Annotated in this window: 14 protein-coding genes; 12 read left to right on the forward strand and 2 right to left on the reverse strand. The window is 36.3% G+C overall.

Annotated elements, in window-relative coordinates:
* Positions 1-55: 55 nt before the first annotated feature.
* Both AADH04_RS14370 and AADH04_RS14375 read left to right on the forward strand, forming a co-directional pair.
* Positions 56-2467, forward strand: a complete 2412-nt coding sequence (locus AADH04_RS14370; protein ID WP_434777961.1) for a CehA/McbA family metallohydrolase — start codon at positions 56-58, stop codon at positions 2465-2467.
* Positions 2468-2580: 113 nt separating this feature from the next.
* Complete coding sequence (locus tag AADH04_RS14375) at positions 2581-2994, forward strand: hypothetical protein (protein WP_434777962.1); 414 nt, start codon at positions 2581-2583, stop codon at positions 2992-2994.
* Positions 2995-3193: 199 nt separating this feature from the next.
* Here the strand turns inward: AADH04_RS14375 and bchE are convergent, their stop codons facing one another.
* Positions 3194-4744, reverse strand: coding sequence for a magnesium-protoporphyrin IX monomethyl ester anaerobic oxidative cyclase (gene bchE, locus AADH04_RS14380; protein ID WP_434777963.1), 1551 nt, complete (start codon positions 4742-4744; stop codon positions 3194-3196).
* Between the two features lie 275 nt (positions 4745-5019).
* On the opposite strand from bchE, the gene AADH04_RS14385 reads away from it, so the two are divergent.
* Both AADH04_RS14385 and AADH04_RS14390 read left to right on the forward strand, forming a co-directional pair.
* Entirely contained in the window at positions 5020-5604 is a 585-nt protein-coding gene (locus AADH04_RS14385; protein ID WP_434777964.1) for a YceI family protein, read from the forward strand.
* 389 nt (positions 5605-5993) lie between these two features.
* Positions 5994-8624, forward strand: a complete 2631-nt coding sequence (locus AADH04_RS14390; protein WP_434777965.1) for an autotransporter outer membrane beta-barrel domain-containing protein — start codon at positions 5994-5996, stop codon at positions 8622-8624.
* 110 nt (positions 8625-8734) lie between these two features.
* Here AADH04_RS14390 and AADH04_RS14395 read toward each other — a convergent pair whose 3' ends face one another.
* Positions 8735-9658, reverse strand: coding sequence for an AEC family transporter (locus tag AADH04_RS14395; RefSeq protein ID WP_434777966.1), 924 nt, complete (start codon positions 9656-9658; stop codon positions 8735-8737).
* Positions 9659-10653: 995 nt separating this feature from the next.
* On the opposite strand from AADH04_RS14395, the gene AADH04_RS14400 reads away from it, so the two are divergent.
* The 8 genes from AADH04_RS14400 to AADH04_RS14435 all read left to right on the forward strand — a co-directional run bounded on the left by AADH04_RS14400 (position 10654) and on the right by AADH04_RS14435 (position 20828).
* Entirely contained in the window at positions 10654-13203 is a 2550-nt protein-coding gene (locus AADH04_RS14400; RefSeq protein ID WP_434777967.1) for a filamentous hemagglutinin N-terminal domain-containing protein, read from the forward strand.
* Positions 13204-13271: 68 nt separating this feature from the next.
* Positions 13272-14918 (forward strand): ShlB/FhaC/HecB family hemolysin secretion/activation protein, encoded by a 1647-nt coding sequence (locus tag AADH04_RS14405; RefSeq protein ID WP_434777968.1) that lies wholly within the window; start codon positions 13272-13274, stop codon positions 14916-14918.
* Positions 14919-14933: 15 nt separating this feature from the next.
* On the forward strand, positions 14934-15302 hold the full coding sequence (acpS, locus tag AADH04_RS14410; protein ID WP_434777969.1) for a holo-ACP synthase: 369 nt from the start codon (positions 14934-14936) through the stop codon (positions 15300-15302).
* Positions 15303-15325: 23 nt separating this feature from the next.
* Positions 15326-16081, forward strand: a complete 756-nt coding sequence (locus AADH04_RS14415; protein ID WP_434777970.1) for an SDR family oxidoreductase — start codon at positions 15326-15328, stop codon at positions 16079-16081.
* Positions 16082-16084: 3 nt separating this feature from the next.
* On the forward strand, positions 16085-16633 hold the full coding sequence (locus tag AADH04_RS14420; RefSeq protein ID WP_434777971.1) for a 3-hydroxyacyl-ACP dehydratase FabZ family protein: 549 nt from the start codon (positions 16085-16087) through the stop codon (positions 16631-16633).
* A gap of 12 nt (positions 16634-16645) precedes the next feature.
* The gene (locus AADH04_RS14425) at positions 16646-16936 is read left to right on the forward strand and encodes an acyl carrier protein (protein ID WP_434777972.1); all 291 of its coding nucleotides are present in this window, start codon (positions 16646-16648) and stop codon (positions 16934-16936) included.
* A gap of 31 nt (positions 16937-16967) precedes the next feature.
* Positions 16968-18128 carry an aminomethyltransferase family protein gene (locus AADH04_RS14430; RefSeq protein ID WP_434777973.1) on the forward strand — a complete coding sequence of 387 codons (1161 nt, stop codon included), beginning with the start codon at positions 16968-16970 and terminating at the stop codon, positions 18126-18128.
* A gap of 141 nt (positions 18129-18269) precedes the next feature.
* Complete coding sequence (locus tag AADH04_RS14435; RefSeq protein ID WP_434777974.1) at positions 18270-20828, forward strand: beta-ketoacyl synthase N-terminal-like domain-containing protein; 2559 nt, start codon at positions 18270-18272, stop codon at positions 20826-20828.
* Positions 20829-20830 lie beyond the last annotated feature (2 nt).

Genomic DNA, 20830 nt, shown 5'->3' on the forward strand with positions numbered 1-20830 from the left:
TATTGTGTTTTCGAGATTGTCATAAAATAAAATCAACTATGATAGGGGGTGTGCTATGGGTTTAAAGAAAATATCTTTATTTTTGAATCTAATATGCTTTACGTCATTAAGTTTTTCTCAATTTGCTCATGCCAAAGTAGGTGTCATTCTTGGGCCAACACCAATTGATCAAGGTATGGCCATTCATGAAAAAGATTTTACTATTTATAACGATAAAATTGCAGCGTCTTTTTCTGTTGGTACAAACAACTATTGGAATATGACAAACGGTAGTATTCTTGATGTTGCAATCGTTAAAGATGGAAAAATAGGCACAGATTTGGTCAATGATATTGGTTTTTTGAATGACCTTTGGACTGCCTCAGGGACTTTTAATAATGAAAATTTACTGAAATCCCCCCCTGAAGATATCACTTATAAAATAGAAAAAGATAAAATCATTGTCACCGCTAAAACCCGTTATTGGACTACTGGTCATAAACTGCCTTTAAATGTCACCATTCAGTATACTTTACAAGACAATAAAAATTATATTAGTTTGAAAACAACGGTTGAAAATCCTACTGGTAATGAACCATACAAAAACTTATACAGTGGCTACACAATCAGTACGTTAGCATCCAATATGTTTGGGCCTTATGGTTATTATCCTGACCTTAAAATCACGGGAATAGGTGTGGGGGCAGATGAAGAGGTAAAAGAAAAATACGGAGAATTTGTTGTTACCTATGGCAAAAATTATGCCGTATCGGTTCAATTAGATGGCGCTAACTCTTATAAAGGTTCCAGTGGTTATAAAGATGTATACATTAATCGTACAATTGAGCCAGGAAAAACCTATGTTTATACAGGTGAAATACTCGTTTCAGATAAAGGGGAAACTGCGCCTATTATTGAACGCTATCTTGAAAAAGATAAAAGCATTCCATCTGCCTCTGTGAATGGCTATATTAAAGACAGTAAAGGAAATACAGTTAAGGATGCTTATGTGATTATCAGTAAAAAAGGGGGGTATAAAGAGACGGAAAAATCCCATGGTTCAACAAAATTGAAAAAAGACATCATGCAACCTTTTGCATGGAAAATTTCAGATGAGAAAGGTTTTTTTGAAGTAAAACTTCCTCAAGATGAATATCAAATCCATATTGAAGCACAAGGCTTCACACCATCTAATACTCAGAATATCAAATTGACTAAGAATGAAAAATTGGATTTCGTCGTTAAAGATGGAGCCAAAGCACAATTTAGTGCTGTTGATGAAAAAGGCATGCCTACTAATTTTAAAGTCACCGTATCTGGTGTGACTTCTACTGTTAAAACGCTAGGTGGCACAACTTTTTTCTCTGACCCTAAAACACATACAACCCAAGTAGATGTTGCTGCACCAGAAACACCTGTGACATTCACTTTCACTCGAGCTAGTGGTTTTGATTCTTTACCTGTTATGGTGACAAAAAATTTAAATCCAAACGATGTCATTAATGAGAAAGTAGTTATTCCAACCCTAATTGAGACAAAATCAAGAGGCTGGTATGGTATGGATAATCATCAACATTCAGATATTGGTGATGGTGCAACCCCAATTGGCGAATTATATAAAGCCCAAATAGCAGCAGGGTTAGAGTTTAATGTTGTATCAGATCATGACTCAGTTGCCAACAACGCTAAGATGGAAGCTTTAACAAAAGAGGGTAAACGTATTTTTATCTCCAGTATGGAGGTTTCTCCTGGATGGGGACACTGGGGTATTTTAGGTATGGACTATACTAAAGAGCCCATATCGGCTAATTTTACCCCAGCCCAAATTATTAAAGCAGGTCATGATATGGGAGCTTTGGTTATAGTCAACCACCCTTACTCTGATTATGGGTTCTTTAATAACCGAGACAGTGTCAAAGGTGGGCATGATCAAGGAAGTGAAGATTTTGATTTTCTGGAAATACAGTCTACTGTTGATTTAACCGATAAAACCAATATGGATAAAAAAGCCTTAGATTTAGCCATGAGCTATTGGAATAAAGGGGTAAAAAAATATCTTACTGGTGGTTCTGATCAACATGATGTGACTTCAGCCTTATATCCTGGAATCATCAGAATGTATGTGAATATTGAAGGTGAAGCAACATTACAAAAATACTTTAACTCTTTAAAAAATGGTCATGCTTATGTTTCAATGGGACCCATTATTACACCAGCCAAAAACACCGTATTTGGTTCTACCCAAATAGCCAGTATGGGTAAAAAATATACCTTAAAAACAGAATTACAATCTGTAAATGGTTTGGCGAGCATTGATGTTTATAGTGAAGGTAAAATTATTGCTTCTAAAAAATTTGAACACGTAACGACTCCTGTGACTTATACCTTAGATGTTAAACCAGCTAAAAACACGTGGTATAGCTTCGTGGTAAGGGATAGTAAAGGACATTATGCAATCACTAACCCAGTATGGGTAACGGTTCAATAACCTTTGCTGTTATGTGTGTTGGTAATCTCAGCTGAAAATATATTGAAATTCTTATGATGAAAAAAAGCTTGTTTTTCTGTATTTTTTTATGGATCTATACGATTCAGCCTTCTATGGCTCAAAGTCTTACAGAGAGTATCAATGGCCATTGGAAAATAGATTATCTAATCGGTTGTCCAGATGGAAATAGAACGATTAATCAATATCACTTAACTGAGATTACCAACGATCAGAAACAAAAATGGCATTATGGTAATAACCTAATTGTCAATAATGATTTTACCTTTCGTTGTGCTTATTATGCTCCCTGTGGTAATGGCTGTTTTCCATCATCTATTGGTCAGTATGAAATAATTGATCAGAATCATATTAAGCTATTTTTAGATAAGGTTTATCAAAAAGGGATGTGTGAACATTTTGAGAAAGAGTTACATCAAGATTTGGGTGTTTTTCTTGTCGAAAAAACCGAGAATGGTCTAAAGTTAAGTAAAACGAACTCACTTAAAAGCGATATAAAAAGACATTGATTATTTATATCGCTGCATTTATTTTGATTCATCAAAATAAAAAATTATGGTACGAATCACACAATACCTAAAGTTTTTGCCACATAATACCTTTATTTTTCCTAGTTCTCAGCGTTGTTGTCGCCCATATTGTAGATTTCATAGGTATTACTCGTTAAAAAGTAATGATATAAATTAAAAATAATCATATTGTACATTTTCAATTACCTTTGTACTCAAGTTTAATCATCGGTTTTTTTAGAATATTTCCTTTAGCTATTTTATGTTTCCCCCAATAAGCCCCTAAAGTTATTTCTGGTTTGCAACGTCGATCATAAAATAAAAATTGAATAACCTCGTATAACCACACTTTTTTACCAACCTGATAATACCAACGCATTGCTTGTCGAATATTGTGATCTGGATAAAACAGAAGTCTTCCTAAAGCTTTAGGTCTTGATTGCATAATGATTTCTATACATTTCATCCATAAAAATAATCGCCATGGTTTTAAATAAGGTGTATGTAAAATTTGATGTTTATAATCCCATCGTTTCAAATTGGGTTGAACTATTTTGCGATGACTGGCTTCTTCTCCAAAGCTTGTCCAACGATGAGGCGTTACGTAAAGTAGTTGAATCTGATCTGGGTCATAATTGAGCAGTTGCTTTAACGCACGCCACATATCTTTATCTGATTCTTCTTCAAACCCAGCGACCCATGTTGCTAATGAAAGAATATGGTGTTTTCGCAATAATCGAATGGCTAGTTGATCTTCTTTTGTTGTACTGCCTTTTTTGATCCGTTTTAGTGTCACATCATCTGTATGTTCTAACCCTAATAGAAACCGCTCAAAACCTGCTTTTTTGTATAAATGTAAAATATCTGCATCTCTTACAATATCAGCAGATCTCATTGACGCCACTAAGCGTACATTTACTTTTTCCTCAATTAATGCTTCTAAAAATAGCTTCCATACTCGCTTAGAGGTAGAAAAATTTTCGTCTGCAAAATTAAATACCTGTACACCATGTTCACGATGAAGCTGAGCAATTTCCTTTGCAAACAATAGTGGGTCTCGATGTCTCCAACGTGACCAAAACTCTCGTTGTCCACAATAACTACATAAATGAGGACAACCACGAGAAAATTGAATAACAACAGCTTTCTGACCACCCCAATAGTGGTAGTGATTAAAATCAATTAATTCCCAACCAATACGATAATCATCCAGTCGTTGGATCATCGTAGCTTCTTCTGTTGCGATTACTTGTCCACGGTGATCTCTGTAGGCTATACCGTTTATTGTTTTTAAAAGGTTAAATTTATTTATCGCATTGACCAATAGTGGAATTGTTTTTTCTCCTTCTCCTCGTACAATGAAATCAATACAAGTATTTTGTGTAAGAATTTCTTGCCAAAAATAAGAAGGGTGTACGCCACCATAAACAATAGGAATATCTGATTGTGCTTGTTTAATCTTTTGGCTAATTTCTAAAATAACAGGATGTGCAGAACTAGAGCCAGAATGCCCAAACATAATAATATCGGGATGATATGCTAATGCCTCTGATACTATTTGATGCAATGGCATGTTTAATCTATCCGCATCAAGTAGTTTAACTTCATGCCCTTGATCCAATAATGGTCCCCCTATACACAACAAACCAAAAGGTGGAAGATGATCTTTGGGAATTCGGCTTCCAATTGCTGGGTGTGGCACATTAATCAATAAAATTCGCTTTTTTATCATATTAGAATCGTCATTCATTTTTTTCTCAATTATGTCAATATGTGAAAATGAATTGATACTATAAAAGCATTATGTGAACAGAAAATGAAGCTTTGTGTTTTCTTTGTGAATAGTGATGATATGAAGTAAATTCATTAATATTAATTAAAAATTTAGGTTTTTAATTAAAGTTTGCCTATCAGTATAACTGCTGTTATATACTACAAACTCCTAATAAGAAAACGAGTGATTTTTTATAAAATAAGGGATAACTCTACAAATTTTCACTACATTATTGATCACAAAGGAGTTTTATGATGTCTCGATTGAAGAATCTAATTTTTGTTTTTATGGCCTTATTTTTACCGATCATTGCCTTTGCATCAAAATGGCAATTAGATGATGCTCACACTCGTATCGGTTTTGAAGTGAACCATATGGGGTATTCAACAACTTATGGCTATTTTAAACAATTTGATGGCGTTGTGGATTATGAGAAAACTAAACCTGAAGACACCTCTATTCATTTCATCATTAAAGCAGCAAGCATCAATACTGATTGGGTAGCAAGAGATGAGCATCTAAAAAGTAAAGATTTTTTTAATGTTACCCAATTTCCTGATATGAAGTTTGTGAGTAAGAAATTTACATTAATTGACCCCAGCCATGCAAAATTAATAGGCGATTTTACTCTGTTAGGTATCACAAAACCGATTACTTTGGATGTAAAAATCAATAAGCAAGCAATTAGCCCAATGACCAAATTGGATACAATAGGTTTTCAGGCAACAACCACAATTAAAAGAAGTGATTGGGGCATGAATTTCTTAATCCCAGCTATTTCTGATGAAGTTGTGATTAAAATCGATTCTGAGCTTAATCCTTTTATTTCTAAATAAAAAATATGATTACCCTAGCAGGGTAATCATATTTCCGTTCAATTAGACATTATTTTCACTCTTGGTAAATTTCAACATATTCTTAATATAACAATCATTTGTTATTTCTCTGGTATAATGTAAGATATATTTTTTGTTTAAACATAAAAAATAAAAACTCATGAATTTATATATTTCAAAAATTTTTCCCGATGTAATTTTTGTTAGATAAATTAATAAATTTGCTTTTTATCTGTAATATTTGTTAATTTTTGTAAATATTTTTACATTAATGTTATATTTAAATACAAATTGAGCAATTTATTTTAAAATCGAACGATTAAATCAGTCGTAGCCTTTATAAAAGGTAAATGTAGGGCACATGATCAATATTAATACAAAGAGGTTTAATGAAAAGTACAGTAAAGGCATATAATACAGCAAGTAAATTCTCAAAAAAACGAACAGCAATCATCATTTCATCTACACTATCCCTTATGGCCTTTAGCACAGAGGTTATGGCTGAGTATGCCACAATCAATAATAATGAAGAGCGCGAGGTCAACAATCAATGGGATTTAGGTAACGCTGGCAGCATAAATGTTGGTCGCGATACGAAAGGAACATTAACGGTTTCTTCTGGTGGAAACATTAACACAAATTTATTAAATATTGGCCGTTATGCTGGTGATGGAGAAGTTAACGTTATTAAAGGCGGTGTAATTACGATTAATAACAACAATAGCTATTCTTACCCTTTAGCAATAGGGGGTGACGGAGGCTCTGGAGCCACATCAAAAGGAACAAAAGGGATACTGAATATAGTAGGTGACGGTAGCCAGGTTATTGTTAATTCTACCCGTTCTGGAGAAATGAGTGTTGGCAGCCAAGGGGCTGAAGGGCTACTGACGATTAAAGACGGAGGCAAACTTACTGCATATATAGATAGGTTTTATATTGGTTCTCGTGGAAGCACAGACACAAAAGGAGTTGTTATTGTTGATGGTATAGGCAGCGAATTGTATTCTAGTGGGCGAGTGTTAATTGGTGCATACAATGAAGGACAGGTATTTGTCAGTAATGGGGGTATATTTAAAACCGATGATCTACTAACTGTTGGTTATACTGATTCAAGCACAACTGAGAGTATGTTAGTCGTTTCAGGTGAAGGCTCTTTAGCTCAATCTAAAAATGTGACAAACATTGCCATAACGGGAAAAGGAACCGTTGTTGTTTCTGATAACGGTACTTTATCCGCTAGTCAAATTAATATTGCCCAATCAGCAGGTTCTGTTGGAGAGTTGGCTATCGGTAGCCGTAAAGGTGATGCACCAACAGCTGCGGGTAATATTGAAACTGATTTTATTCAATTTAAAAGTGGTCAAGGTACATTAGTATTTAATCATTTGGATCATGATTTTGAACTAAAAGCGGCCATCAGCGGAAAAGGCAGTGTTCAAGCCATCAGTGGCATCTCTATCTTATCCGGTGCCAATACTTATACAGGTGTAACCAGTATTGCTAATGGTGCAACAATACAAGCAGGTGCTACTAATACATTTAGCGTCAATGCTACTTACGATATTGACTCTGGTGGGACATTAAATCTTAACCATTATGACCAAATAATTGGGCATTTAACCAACGCAGGAACAGTCAATTTAGGTGGAACAAGTCAAGGTGTTGGGACAACTTTAACTGTGGCGGGTGATTATATTGGTCATAATGGCACATTGATCTTTAATGGTGCATTAAATTCGGATACTGATTCTATTACCGATAAGTTGATTATCACAGGGGATAGTTCAGGCACTACTAAAGTTAGAGTCAATAATATTGGTGGGTTTGGTGCTCAAACCATTAATGGAATAGAAATAATTGAGGTACATGGTTCATCAAATGGGGAATTTGAGCAAGATGGACGTATTGTTGCGGGGGCCTATGATTATTTTTTGACACGTGGTGATATCGCTGAAGGCAACTCAAATCAAAATTGGTATTTAAGTTCTAAATTTATATCAGACCCTAGCGAAGGAGGTTCAACAGGTGAAGGAGGTTCAACAGGCGAAGGAGGTTCAACAGGCGAAGGAGGTTCAACAGGCGAAGGAGGTTCAACAGGCGAAGGTGGAACCCAAGATGTAGTTCGCCCAGAAGCAGGTACTTACCTTAGCTTGCTTGAATACAATCAAAGCACATTTAACCATAGTTTTCACGACCGTCAGCAATTATTGGATAATCAATATCAATCTGCTTGGGCACGTGTGGCATATACCAAGACAAAATCTAAAGCCGCCAATGGACAATTAAACAATAAAGCAGAACACACATTGATTCATTTTGGTTCTGATCTCTTACAACAAGACAGCTTACATTTAGGTTTAATGGGGGGCTATAGCCAAGAGGATATTCATACCAGATCAAATCTATCTGGCTATACTGCACTGGCCAAATCGAATGGTTATTCTATTGGTGTGTATGGCACATGGTTTAACCAAGATAAAAATAATGGTGGTTTGTATATAGATACCTATGCACAGTACAACTGGTTTAAAAATAAAGTAAATGGCCAAGCTTTGGCTCAAATGACTCTTGATACTGAAAACTATGTTTTATCAGCCGAAACGGGGTATGGTTTTTACCTAGGTAAATTGGGCAATATGGCTTGGCAAATAGAACCGCAAATTCAATTTATTTATAACCATCATAATGGAAAAACCGGTTTTGAACCGAATGGTACTCGTGTGCACATTAATCAATTAGATGAATTTACTTCTAGAGCTGGTATGCGTTTTCAAGGAAAAAGCACACAACTTGAGTCATTTTTTGCTTTAAATTATTGGCATTATAATAAAAATGCTGCTATTTCTATGAATGATATACGGGTCGAGAGCAACCGTGCTCGTGATGTTTTTGAAGTCAAAGCAGGAGGTCAAATTCATCTGAATAAGCGTGTGGGCTTATTTACCCAAGTAAGTAGTCGTTGGGGTGGAGATTCAACCAGTGCTTTTGGTGGTTCTATTGGGGTAAAAGTGCAGTGGTAATTTATAATCATAGACATTCGTTTAAATTTACGAAAATACAAATAAACTAAAATTTTTAAAAGCATAGTCATGTTTAGTGCCCCCTTAAGAAAAATTTTATTAATATATATTTAAAAAATAATTGGCGGGTTTACTAACCACAGTACAATTGGTAAAGTAATTAAACTAATGATTGTACTTAGAAACGTGGCACTGGATACCAATTCTGGCTTTGTATTAAATTGTACAGACAATAAAGTAGTATTAGCCGCAGAGGGCATAGCTGCAATAACAATAAGTACATGCTTTGATATTAAATCAATCGGCATGAAATAAACCAGTAGGGCAGCGATTAACGGTGAAATAACCATCCGTACGATTAAGGCAAAAGAAACTTTTGCTACATCCAGTTGCTTAATTTTTAATGTGGCGAGTTGCATGCCTAAAATCAGCATAATTACAGGAATGGATGAGTCACCAATCATAGAAACTGCTAACATAATTTCTTTTGTCAGAGGAATATGTAACAGTTGAAAAATAATACCTAATAGTGCGCCATAAGCAACGGGCATTCTCAACACTTGTTTTAATATTTCTTTTTGGCTAACATTTTCCGTATAATCGCTGCCTTTCGCCGCATAATAAACACCAATCGTGCTCATTATAAATTGTTGCAAGACCATCAAGATAACAGCAAGATCAAATCCCATCGCACCAAAGAATACCAATATAACAGGTGTGCCATAATTACCATTATTCATAAAACAAGAACCTAAAATTAATGCACAGCGTTCTTTTAAGTTGTATTTCATGAAGTGAGACCAAATAGAAACAAGCAAGACAAGTAAAAAACAAAGTGCTAAAACATACACAATATAATAGAAGTAGGCTGTTGTTAAGGCATGTGTATAAAATGTTTTAAACGCTAAAAACGGTGATAGGATGTAAAGGGACATCTTGGATAAATTAGCAATATCAAAATTTAATTTTTTTTGAGCAATATAACCAATAAGGAAAATACAGAATATTGGTAATAGGATGATAAAAAATTGCATATATTTTTCTTTAAATGTTGAGGGGGCCCCATAATTATATAATGAATTGATTTGATTCAAAATTAATTTTATATTCTCTATGTATTTATGTTTAAATATATAAATATACGCGAATAATGCTATATCTCATCTAAATAAACAATTGTATAAGTTCTACTCCCTCCATTAATAATGTTGAATTTTATATAAATTATAACAATTCCTATTTAAAATAATCTCCATGATTTTTTTATTATTCACATATTCATTTGAAGTTATTTGACTTATTTTACGGCCAATAGTTTTTCTTTCTATTTATACACATAAAATTTCATCATTTAAATTATCATTCTATAAAAATAATTTTATATTTTTTTTTATAGAATGATTATCAGTAACATCAATAGTATATTGCGCTTAAATTTTTTTAATTGCTTTAGGTTTAATTTTTTATAAATTTTTTATATGTTACAACTATTTTTTATTTAATTATTTTTTTAATTAATATTGTCGTAACTTTATTTATAAAAAAATTCTTTTTTTAAATTTTTGTCATAATTTATTTTTGTTTTTTTAATGCAATATTTTATTTTTTTGGAATAATCTATTAATTTTAAAAACATTTAAAAATCAATATGTTTTTTTGTACTTAACTAATGCTCTATATTTTAAATTAGCTTTTTTTTCAATATAGATTATGCACTTGATTGACAGTCAATCAGAACCGCTTGACATCAAACAATAATAAAATATATATTAAAAATATGCTTTATAACTATCAAATATAGATATTTAAAATATTAAATTAGAATATATTTATTATATTGAAATATTTAATATATTAAATGGATGTGCGGATAAGTAATTAGTACTTGGTCTTTTCAAAGTGCTGACTCTGATTATTTCATCATGATTTTGAAAATCAGTTGAGTATGGAGGTTTTAAGAAAAGTTCAATTATTTAGATTTTTTATTTAGTCATTTATTTATCAACAATCCTAACTTGAGGAAAAAAGAATGAAAAGAAAGCAAATCAAAAATAGCCTAATTAGGCTCAATCCAATAGCAGCGTCAATTCTGCTGTCTTTGCCGATTGTCACGTATGCTGATGTCAGCATGCAAAATGGTAAAATATCTATGGTTAATGGCGTACCAGTTGTGAATATTAACGGTGCTAATACTAATGGTATTTCACATAATGTTTACGACAAGCTAAATGTTGGTAAAGAAGGAATGATCTTTAACAACAGTCAAAATGGTGCCAATACCACTTTAGCAGGTCAGATTGCTGGTAACAGCAACTTGGCTTCTGGTACCGCAAAAGTGATCTTGAATGAAGTGACTTCGAGAAACAGAAGTGCATTGAACGGGATGATGGAAGTTGCAGGTGATAAAGCCCATTTGATTATTGCCAATCCAAATGGTATTACTTGTAATGGGTGTGGTTTTATCAATGCTGAAAAAGTAACAGTAACTACAGGTAAGCCAGATATGCAAAATGGTGAACTGAAAGGTTATTCAGTTAATGGTGGCATTATTACCACTAACGGTTTAAAGAGCGATTCTCCAACAGCAATTCTTGCGCGTTCAATCGTGGTGAATGGCGAAATTAACGCATCTGGTCAAGAGCTGTCTTTAATTGCTGGTAACAATTATGTCAATACGAGCAATCAAGTAACCGGTTCTGTTCTAGCCACTGGTTCAAGAAATACTTACAGTGTAGATGTAGCTGCACTTGGTGGTATGTATGCGAACAAAATTAATCTGATCAGCACCGAAAGCGGTGTAGGTGTGCGCAATGCTGGTGTATTGGCTGCTGGTACGGGTGGTGTTCAGATTGATACAAAAGGTCGTTTAATCAACAACAATGCTCAGATTAAATCAAGTGGTGTGATTAGTGTAAAAACGAATGGTGCACTGGATAACGTCACGGGCAAAATCATGAGCGATATGAGTGTTTATATTGACACAAACAAGAATGCGATCAATAACTCCAGAGCAGGTAATATTATGTCTGGTGCTGATGTGTATATTAATAGCGGTGCTTTTAACAACACCAATGGTAAAGTTGCTGCAGTTGGTACTTTAGGTCTGAATACCAATAATACTACGCTAACTAACTCTGGTAAGGGGAAGGCTGTTGGTATTGAGGCAGGTATTGTGGCTTTGAATACTGGTACGCTTGATAACCGTGGCGGCCAGATTAAAGGCTACTACGTGGGTACTCAGTCTACTAGTGTCAATAACAGCAATGGTATGATCGATTCTTATGGCGATGTTGACATCATCAGTGCTGGTAATGTTAACAATAATGGTGGACTTATCCGTGCTGCAACGGGGCATGTCAAAATTGATGCTTCTGGAAACACGGTCTCTAATGGCAACACTAAATCTGCTGATGCAGCGAGTGCAGACTCTTTAGGCATTATTGCGGGTGATGGTGGTATTCAGATTGTAGCAAACACATTAGATAACAGTCGTGGACAGATCACTTCTTCTGGTGATATGGGTTTTCTGGTTGCATCAGGTGTTAACAACTCGAACGGTAAAATGGTGTCAGAAAAAAGTATTTCTATCAAAGCTGCTTCTTTGGATAACAGTCAGGCAGGTTTGAGCGGTAAAGGTGGGATCAATATTGAACTGGCAGGTGATTTCACAAACCGTATTGGCGTAGTTTCTTCTGAAGAAGGTGATGTTAATTTGAAAGCACGTCGTGTTAATAACTCTGCAGGTCTAATGGAAGGGCAGAATATTAACATCAATGCAATAGGCGAAGTGAATAACGATACTGCATTTATGGTCGCGCAGAAAAAATTAACGATTAAAACCCAAGGCAATGTAACAAACCAAAACAGTAGTAGGTTTGGTAGCCTTTATGGTCTTTATTTAGGGATGCCCAATCAGGAAGGCGGTATGATTGGTAATGGTGGCGTAGATATTACTGCCAATAGAGTCAATAACGACAGAAGCCGTATTGTTGCTGAAAATGGTTCGCTAACTATGGTGGTAACAGGGGCGTTATCTAATGACCGTAGTATGCTTGTTGGAGGCAAAGGCTCTTCTAGCATTAAGGCTGGAAGCATCAGCAGTAACTATTCAACTATCTATGCTTCAGGCGATCTTTTGATTGATACCCGAAGTTTGTCTATGTCCAGCAATGGCAATCTTATCGACAACAACGCCACAGGTATTATTGCTTCTGATGGCGCATTAACGCTGAATATTGGTAGCAATTTTACCAATTCTGGTTGGATCAGTGGTAAGGATAAAGTCAGTGTCAATATTGGCGGTACCCTGAATAATCGCAACACCATCTATTCAGATAACGAAGTAAATGTTTCTGCTAGATCTGTTAGCAACGCCAACATTATGGTCGGTGGTAAGAAATTAAGCGTCAACTCTGGAGGCACAATTTACAACTCTGGCAGCATGTTTACTGAAGGCACCGCAAGCATTACGGGTACAACTGTTACTAATACTGGCAGTTCTGCTGTATTAGGTGGCCGTCAGGGATTGGTTTTGAATGCGAATCGCATTTCTGGTAGTGGTAAAGTAATTGGTCTTTAATTAAAAGGCATAATGAAAGCAGCGTTTTTGCTGCTTTCATTTACCAGGTTTTTTATCAGAAAAGTGTTATGAAAAATAAAATAAAACCTTTACTTATTTTTGTTACTCTTTGTTGCAGCTTTCAGGCTACGGCTCAGGTAAATTTGAATCGGCTGATTAAGGCGCAGGAAGATCTCGACAAAAATACTCGGCAAGAAAACAAAATAGAGAAAAGGGATGTTTATTCCAGCGTAGAAGACAGTGCGATTACTGATATAGAGCTACCAATTGAGGAAAATTGTGTCCAGATAGAAGAAGTGGTTATAGAAAATGATTTTCTAAATGACGCCAGTATCAAAAAAATAAAAGAGAATGTTGTCGGGCGTTGTTTAGGTGCTTTAGGTGTAGAAAAACTGGCCAGTGACCTACAGGATCATGTGATTAAATCAGGCTTTGTCACCACACGTGTTGCCATACCTAACCAAGATTTATCATCACATAAACTACTTTTAAGTATTGAACCAGGCAAAATTGAAAGAGTCATCATCAAAGATAATGAGGTAAGAGATTGGATATTACCCTTCAAAAGCGAAGAAATACTGAACCTCAGAAACATTGAGCAGGGGCTGGAAGTTCTACAAAAAACGCCAGAAATGGAAGTTAAAATCAATATCGAACCTGGTAGTAAAGATGGTTACAGCAATGTTGTTGTTGATACTAAGCGTATAAGTAATTGGAATGCAAGAGCTTGGGTTAATAATTGGGGTGATAAAGGTACGGGTAAAACACTGGCTAGTGGTGCAGGCTATTTATATAACTTAGCAAAGATGAATGATGTATTTTATCTTTCAGGAACCACGAACATCGACCACGTTAAAGGTGGCTACAATAGTGTCAGTGCCTATTATTCTGTTCCATTTGGTTATTGGGACTATGAACTTTTTTACAGTAACAGCAAATCAAAGCAGACACTTAATATTGCTACTTTCGATTTTAATTATATTGGGAAAAGTGAATATTTAAGCCTGAAAGGCTCAAGAACAGTTTATCGTGATCAAGATAAGAAGGTTGCTCTTAGTGCTGAATTATTAAGAAGAAAAGCAAACTATCAATTAGATGATATTGAGTTAGTGCTGCAAAAACGGGACATGACAAATATCAGGTTGGCTCTTAATTACAAACAAAACTTCTCGGGTGCCGCACTGAATACTACATTGTCTTATCAGCGTTTTTTACCTTGGTTTGGTGCAGAAAAAACACCTGATATGAAAACAGGAGATGTCGACTCAAAGAGCCATATTACTAATCTTGATTTAAATTATATGAAATTACTTAAATTTAAACCATTTGATGCTTATTACGATTTACGAGTTGGTGCACAGTACTCTCCGAAAGGGTTGACGCTACAAGACCAGTTCAGCATTGGTAATCGATGGAGTGTGCGCGGGTTTGAAAATGGTGCAGAGCTTTATGGCAATAAAGGTTTCTATGTTCAAAATACATTTAATGTGATGACTGGAATTAAGAATATTGAATGGTATCTGGGGGCTGATTATGGGCAAGTTTGGGGAGAGACGAGTACACATAAACAGAGACTTTTGGGAGCCACCACGGGATTTAAAGGGAATATTAATTCGTTAAGCTATGATGTTTCCGTATCTAAACCATTAATCTCACCCAAAGCCTTAGAAACAGATAAGTTGAATATCAATTTCAATATTTCTTATCAACTATAACTGTTAAGGATAATCATGTTTGTTGGTACCGATATCGTTGAAGTAGATCGCATCAAAGCCGCGATATTACGTGGAAAAATGGATTTTCTTAAGCGTGTATTTACTGAGCAAGAATTACTCAAAATTAATATGGATGATCCTGATTATGAAAGAGCATCTGGTTTTTGGGCGGCAAAAGAGTCGATTGTTAAGGCAGTAGGCTTAGGTTTTCGTAATGGTATTTTGTTTCATGATGCTCAAATAGAACATGATGAATATGGTTGTCCACACTTTCTGCTTCAAGGCAAGCTAAAAGAAATAATAACCGAAAAAAAGATAACAAAAATATCTTTAAGTATCTCTCATTGTCGTACGCATGCTGTTGCGGTCACGGTTATTTTTTAATGTTAATTATCTAGAGTGTAGCTATGTATAAATATAATGATCTCATAAATAAAGTTGTCTTAGTCACGGGGGCCAGTGGCGATATTGGGCTGGCTATTTGTGCTAAATTTTTGGAGCAGGAATGCCATGTTTATGCACTGTATAAGTCGAATGTTAATGAATTAGAAGATCTGAAAAATACCCATCCTCAGGGGAATAAACTGCATATTATTCAGTGTGATCTTGCTGATAAATCTGCTGTAGTAGGGTTATGTAGTTATCTGACCGAAAAGGCAACAAAACTTGATGTTCTGATCAACAACGCGGGTATTGTTAAAGATAGCTTATTTGCATCGATGAGTTTTGAAGACTTTCAGACAGTTATTGATACGAACCTAGTCAATACCTTTATGTTGACTAAAGAAGCACTCATGCTATTAAGATCATCAGATAGCCCTGCAATTGTTAACGTTGCCTCCATTGCGGCAATTATTCCCAGCGTGGGACAGTGTAATTACAGTGCATCAAAAGGCGCTTTGCTCGGTTTTACCCGCACTGTAGCGGCAGAGCTGGCACCAAGAGGGGTAAGAGTGAACGCAGTTGCACCCGGTATGATCGAATCTAAAATGGTGAAAAAAGTATCACGCACAGTAGTACGTGATGTGATGTCTTCTATCCCGCTAAAACGCCTAGGGAAATGTGATGAAGTGGCCAATACCATTGTTTATTTAAGCTCTTCCGCTTCCAGTTATATTGTTGGTCAGACCATCGTAATTGATGGTGGTTTAGTGATGCGGTGATTTATGGCTAAATATTCAATACCTTCTAATGTTTTTCTGGAAATGGGCGGTTGGCGCCAACCCCTGATTATGGTTGACCGAATCGATGACTATAAGTATGGCGAAAACGGGTACGTGCAAGTCGTTAAACATGTAACGTACAACGAGCCGTACCTACTGGGGCATTTTCCCGAAGATCCTATTATGCCTGGCGTTATGATTTCTGAAATCTTTGGCCAAGCCAGTGAATATCTCTCTTTTTTAACGGACATTTGCGATCTTTACCAAGAAAGCTACTCAGAAGAGTTGAAATCGTTGCGTGATATTCATGCCAAAGTCAATGATGAAAATATGCGTAACATCATCCGCAATCGCCGATCTCAAGTTCGAGGCGTGTTGGCAGCACAAAATTTAAAATTCAAAGATATTGCCTATCCAGGCGATACCATTGAAGTCGTCAGTAAATTGTCGTTCTCTGATAGCAACGGTTTTAAACATTATTCCGTATCAGCACATGTTGGTAAAAAGCTCATCAGCCAAGGGACGATCATAAATTTCAGAGAAGTAAAGTAACCAAGACAAGGAGTGAACACAAAGATGATTAAAGAAAATATCGAAGAGCGCAAAGCGGTCTTATACACCATTAAAACAGAAATTATTCAGCGTTTGAATATTCAGAAAGAGGAGTCTCAGATTGATGACGATACTGCACTTTTTGGTAACGGCTTGAAGCTTGATTCAGTTGATGCAACAGAAATTTTGGTTCTATTGGATAAGGTTTTTGACATTCAGGTTAGTGAAAGTGACGATCCTTCTTATATGAGAAGTATTAATAGCTTAGTCTCTTTTGTCCTGAAAAACAGAAAAAAACATTAATTCTTTAATTTAAAAACGCATAGGGTCTTATATGATTGCTCTTCATGATTTACATTTAGAAAAGAACGCCAAAATAGGCGTTTACAATGGAAAAACGGTACCATCTTCTTATAACGCGCCAGAAATTGAATATAAAGCTGTTAGAGAAAATGCGCTGTTGGTTGACTACTCTCATATGTCAATTGTCAGCGTGATGGGCGATGATGCTTGGTCTCTAGTGAACCATATGATTTCTGCCGATGTTTCCATCATTCGAGATGAACAAGGTTTGTATTCGCTGATTTTGAACGAAGATGGCACCATTTGGGGAGATGTATATGTTTTGTGTACGGATGAAGGTTATTACATCTTATCTGAAAATCTTTCTTCTACAGACATTATTGAACACCTAAATAATATTTTAGAAAGTGCTCAGGATTTGGATATTCAGGAAAACCCTGAAATCAAATCTATGGATGCAGAACACTGGGGCGCTATTATGCTGGAAGGGCCTTACTCTTGGGAAATACTGGCAGAAATTTACGGCTTTGACATCATCGGTTTACCATACCACGAATACATGAATACCGATGATGATCTGATGGCTTTCCGCTGTGGTAAACATGGTGAATTTGCTTATTTGCTTATTGGTAAACAGGATACATTGGTTACTGTCTGGAAGCAGTTGCTAGAAAAGGGCGAAAAGTTTAATTTAAAAACGGGTGGTCTAGATTATCAAAAAACCATTCGTGTTGAAAACCCATGCTGGGAAGCTTCTATTTATGAAAATTATTCTCGTAACCCAATTGAATTACAGATGCAATGGGCTGTTCAGTATGATAAAGACAACTTTGTAGGTAAATCTGTAGTAGAAGAGCTTTCATGTGTTGGTGCCAAGCGCAAATTAGTCGGAATAACGCCTCTATCTGAGTGCATTGACCTCACTTCTGATGACAAAGTATTGGTAAAAGGTGAAGAGGTCGGAGTGATTGTTAAAGGTGTTTACTCTCTTGCGCGTCAATCTTTTATTGCACTTGCACTAATTGACAGCGAATATGCATATTCGGACATAGAAGGTTTTGATATTAAAACCCAGCATGGTGTTGTTGCGGCCAAGACCCACAATGTCCCATTCCTCTATAACTTCAGTATGTTAGTCAACCCCACCGAACACAGTTATATCGACTCATCAAAACCAAAGAGTGCGCTGTAATTATCATTGAGTGGAAAAGTTTACAAGACAGCAATAGTGAAATCTAAAAAGTTTCAAGAGTAACGAGAAACTTTTTAGATTGACACAACACCGTTGCATTAAATGCTTGGTGTCAAAAATAACGGTTTTATGGATTAATTTATGAAGACGAACAGGAAAAGAGTAGTAATAACAGGAATCGGGATATTATCGTCACTGGCCGATAATATTGAAGACTTCAGGCAAGCATTATTGAGTAAAAAATGCGGTGTGACTGATAGTGAGCGTTTTTCTAAATGGTTTGAAAAAGCACGTGCTGCCGAAGTTTTACATGATATCGACTATACGGATATTCCGGAAGATATTGTCGCTTCATTGGAAAATGCAGCACTTTGGGCATATAAAGTCAGCAAAGATGCATTAACTCAGGCTAATCTGATTAACAACAAAGTCTGCCTTAACGAGACTGGATTGATTGTTGGCGTATCTTCTGCTGGAACAGAAGCATTTTTACCTCTGTTTGAACAGCGTATTCAAGATTTTTCATTGAAAAAAGCCATGTATTCTGGTGGCTTTGCATCTTGTTGCTCCAGTGTTTCTACATTGCTTGGCTTAAAAGGCGGCATGGAGTTGGTTGCTACAGCATGTACCGCAAGTCCAAATGCTATAGGCATGGCGTTTGACTATATTCAAAATGGTAAAAGTAAAACCATGTTGGCAGTAGGTACAGAACCTATTTATTTACCAACCTTTGCTGGTTTTTATGCTCTGAATGTCATGCATCCTGAATCCTGTACCCCGTATTCTGGCCATTCAGGCATGTCTATTGGTGAAGGAGCAGGTGCAGTTGTACTAGAAGAGTATGAGCATGCATTAGCACGTGGTGCAACAATTTATGGTGAAATTCTCTCTTATGCGACCTCCTGTGATGCTTATCACGAAACTGGGCCAGACCCGCGTGCCAGTGGTGCAGTACAAGTGATGGCAAAAGCCATGCAAAATGCAGGAGTTACACCAGATCAGATTGACTATGTAAACGTACATGGTACAGGTACTGAAGCCAATGACAGAATTGAAACACTGGCAATGAAAAAGGTGTTTCCAAATGTTGAAAACTTACCTGTTAGCTCTACCAAATCTTTTCTAGGGCATAACATTGGTGCGGCGGGTATTGTCGAATTAATTGCCTGTTTGGTGACGTTGCCGCAAAAAAAACTGTTGCCAACGCTGAACTTTACTGTTGCAAGACCAAACTGTGATCTAGATTATGTACCAAACGAATTTAGAGAAAAAGAAGTCAATATTTTCATGAAAAACAATTATGCATTTGGCGGTAATAACTGTTGCATGATTGTGAGTACTAAACCTGGCTCTATCCCACAAACAAGCTATGATGCTAAGCGTGTTGCTATCTCTGGCCTTGGTGCTGTTTGTGCAATTGGTCACAGTATTAATGAAATCTTGGATTATATTTGGGCTAGCAATCAGTCGGTTGAGCTAAGTTCCGTTCAATTCTATGAAGATACCCTAGAAGAAGCTAAAGAACTGCTGGATGTGTTAACAAAAACACATCAATTTGAAGAACTGCTGGGTACTGATTACACCATCAGTGATAAAACATTGCCTGAAGACGAAGTAAATTTCAAAACATTTCAGGTAAAAAATCTAGAACCACGTAAACACTTGCGTCGTTTTGACCCTCGTAAAGCGACACGTGGCGGGACATTTGCATTGATTGCCCTAGCTGAAACATTAAACAGTGCTAAGCGTAAGATCAAAAGAGATGGTGATGAACTTGGTCTTGTGATGGGCATGTCTCGCGGCCCGCAAGAGACAACTTACAAATATCTCCAAAGTTTAAAACCAGACCCTAGAAAAGTACGCACCTCTGAGTTTCCTGGTTCTTTGATGAATTCGATTGCTACATTTTGTGGTATTTCTGAAGGCATCAAGGGCTATACTACTACGCTGGCGACAGGCGAAAATGCGGCGATGGGGGCATTAACCTATGGCTATGAAATTGTTCGTCAGCAGTTACAGCCTCAAGTGCTTGTGGGGGGGGCTGATGAGTATTTCCCTTCTATGTCGCTGTATATGGATGCTGTTACACAGAAAATCCATATGACTTCCGATGCACGTGAATATCAGATCTACGGTAAAGAACCGAAGGGGTTCGTGCCAGGAGAGGGGTCGTGCATGTTGCTGTTAGAAGATCTTGATGCGGCAAAGGCGCGTAATGTTGACATTCAGGCAGAAATTGTTGGTTATGGTAAATCCAATAATAATAGCTACTTTGACGCAAAAAAACTAGATGAAAAAGCAGCCGCTATGGCTTTGTCCATTGAGAGAGCATTTGCTGATGCTGGCATTACAGCCAAACAGATCGATCTTGTTTGCGGTACCAGTAACGGTGCAAAACAGAGCGCCCAAATCGAAATTGACGCAATCTACCAGACCTTTGAGCAGGAAAACCCCCAAGTGCCCGTGGTTAACTATAACGCTTACTTTGGCTTTGTTGAATCTTCTGCTGGTTTAATGAATCTAGCTGTACTCGTCGATTGCATTAAGAAACAGGCTATTCCTGCTATTCCATATACACAAGAATTTATTGATGAGCGCATTAACTTTGTTAGAGCACCGATGAAGAAGACCATTAAACATGTGTTATTGGTTGGGGCGACTGAAGGTGGTAATTACTATGCATTCATTATAAAGGAATAATA

It is taken from the genome of Neisseria sp. Ec49-e6-T10, assembly GCF_051132615.1.
Lineage (GTDB): Bacteria > Pseudomonadota > Gammaproteobacteria > Burkholderiales > Neisseriaceae.

Bases quoted from the DNA above. Each gene is read 5' to 3' on its own strand.
- AADH04_RS14370 (WP_434777961.1), top strand. From the start codon at position 56: ATGGGTTTAAAGAAAATATCTTTATTTTTGAATCTAATATGCTTTACG.
- AADH04_RS14375 (WP_434777962.1), top strand. From the start codon at position 2,581: ATGGCTCAAAGTCTTACAGAGAGTATCAATGGCCATTGGAAAATAGAT.
- bchE (WP_434777963.1), bottom strand. From the start codon at position 4,744: ATGAATGACGATTCTAATATGATAAAAAAGCGAATTTTATTGATTAAT.
- AADH04_RS14385 (WP_434777964.1), top strand. From the start codon at position 5,020: ATGATGTCTCGATTGAAGAATCTAATTTTTGTTTTTATGGCCTTATTT.
- AADH04_RS14390 (WP_434777965.1), top strand. From the start codon at position 5,994: ATGAAAAGTACAGTAAAGGCATATAATACAGCAAGTAAATTCTCAAAA.
- AADH04_RS14395 (WP_434777966.1), bottom strand. From the start codon at position 9,658: ATGCAATTTTTTATCATCCTATTACCAATATTCTGTATTTTCCTTATT.
- AADH04_RS14400 (WP_434777967.1), top strand. From the start codon at position 10,654: ATGAAAAGAAAGCAAATCAAAAATAGCCTAATTAGGCTCAATCCAATA.
- AADH04_RS14405 (WP_434777968.1), top strand. From the start codon at position 13,272: ATGAAAAATAAAATAAAACCTTTACTTATTTTTGTTACTCTTTGTTGC.
- acpS (WP_434777969.1), top strand. From the start codon at position 14,934: ATGTTTGTTGGTACCGATATCGTTGAAGTAGATCGCATCAAAGCCGCG.
- AADH04_RS14415 (WP_434777970.1), top strand. From the start codon at position 15,326: ATGTATAAATATAATGATCTCATAAATAAAGTTGTCTTAGTCACGGGG.
- AADH04_RS14420 (WP_434777971.1), top strand. From the start codon at position 16,085: ATGGCTAAATATTCAATACCTTCTAATGTTTTTCTGGAAATGGGCGGT.
- AADH04_RS14430 (WP_434777973.1), top strand. From the start codon at position 16,968: ATGATTGCTCTTCATGATTTACATTTAGAAAAGAACGCCAAAATAGGC.
- AADH04_RS14435 (WP_434777974.1), top strand. From the start codon at position 18,270: ATGAAGACGAACAGGAAAAGAGTAGTAATAACAGGAATCGGGATATTA.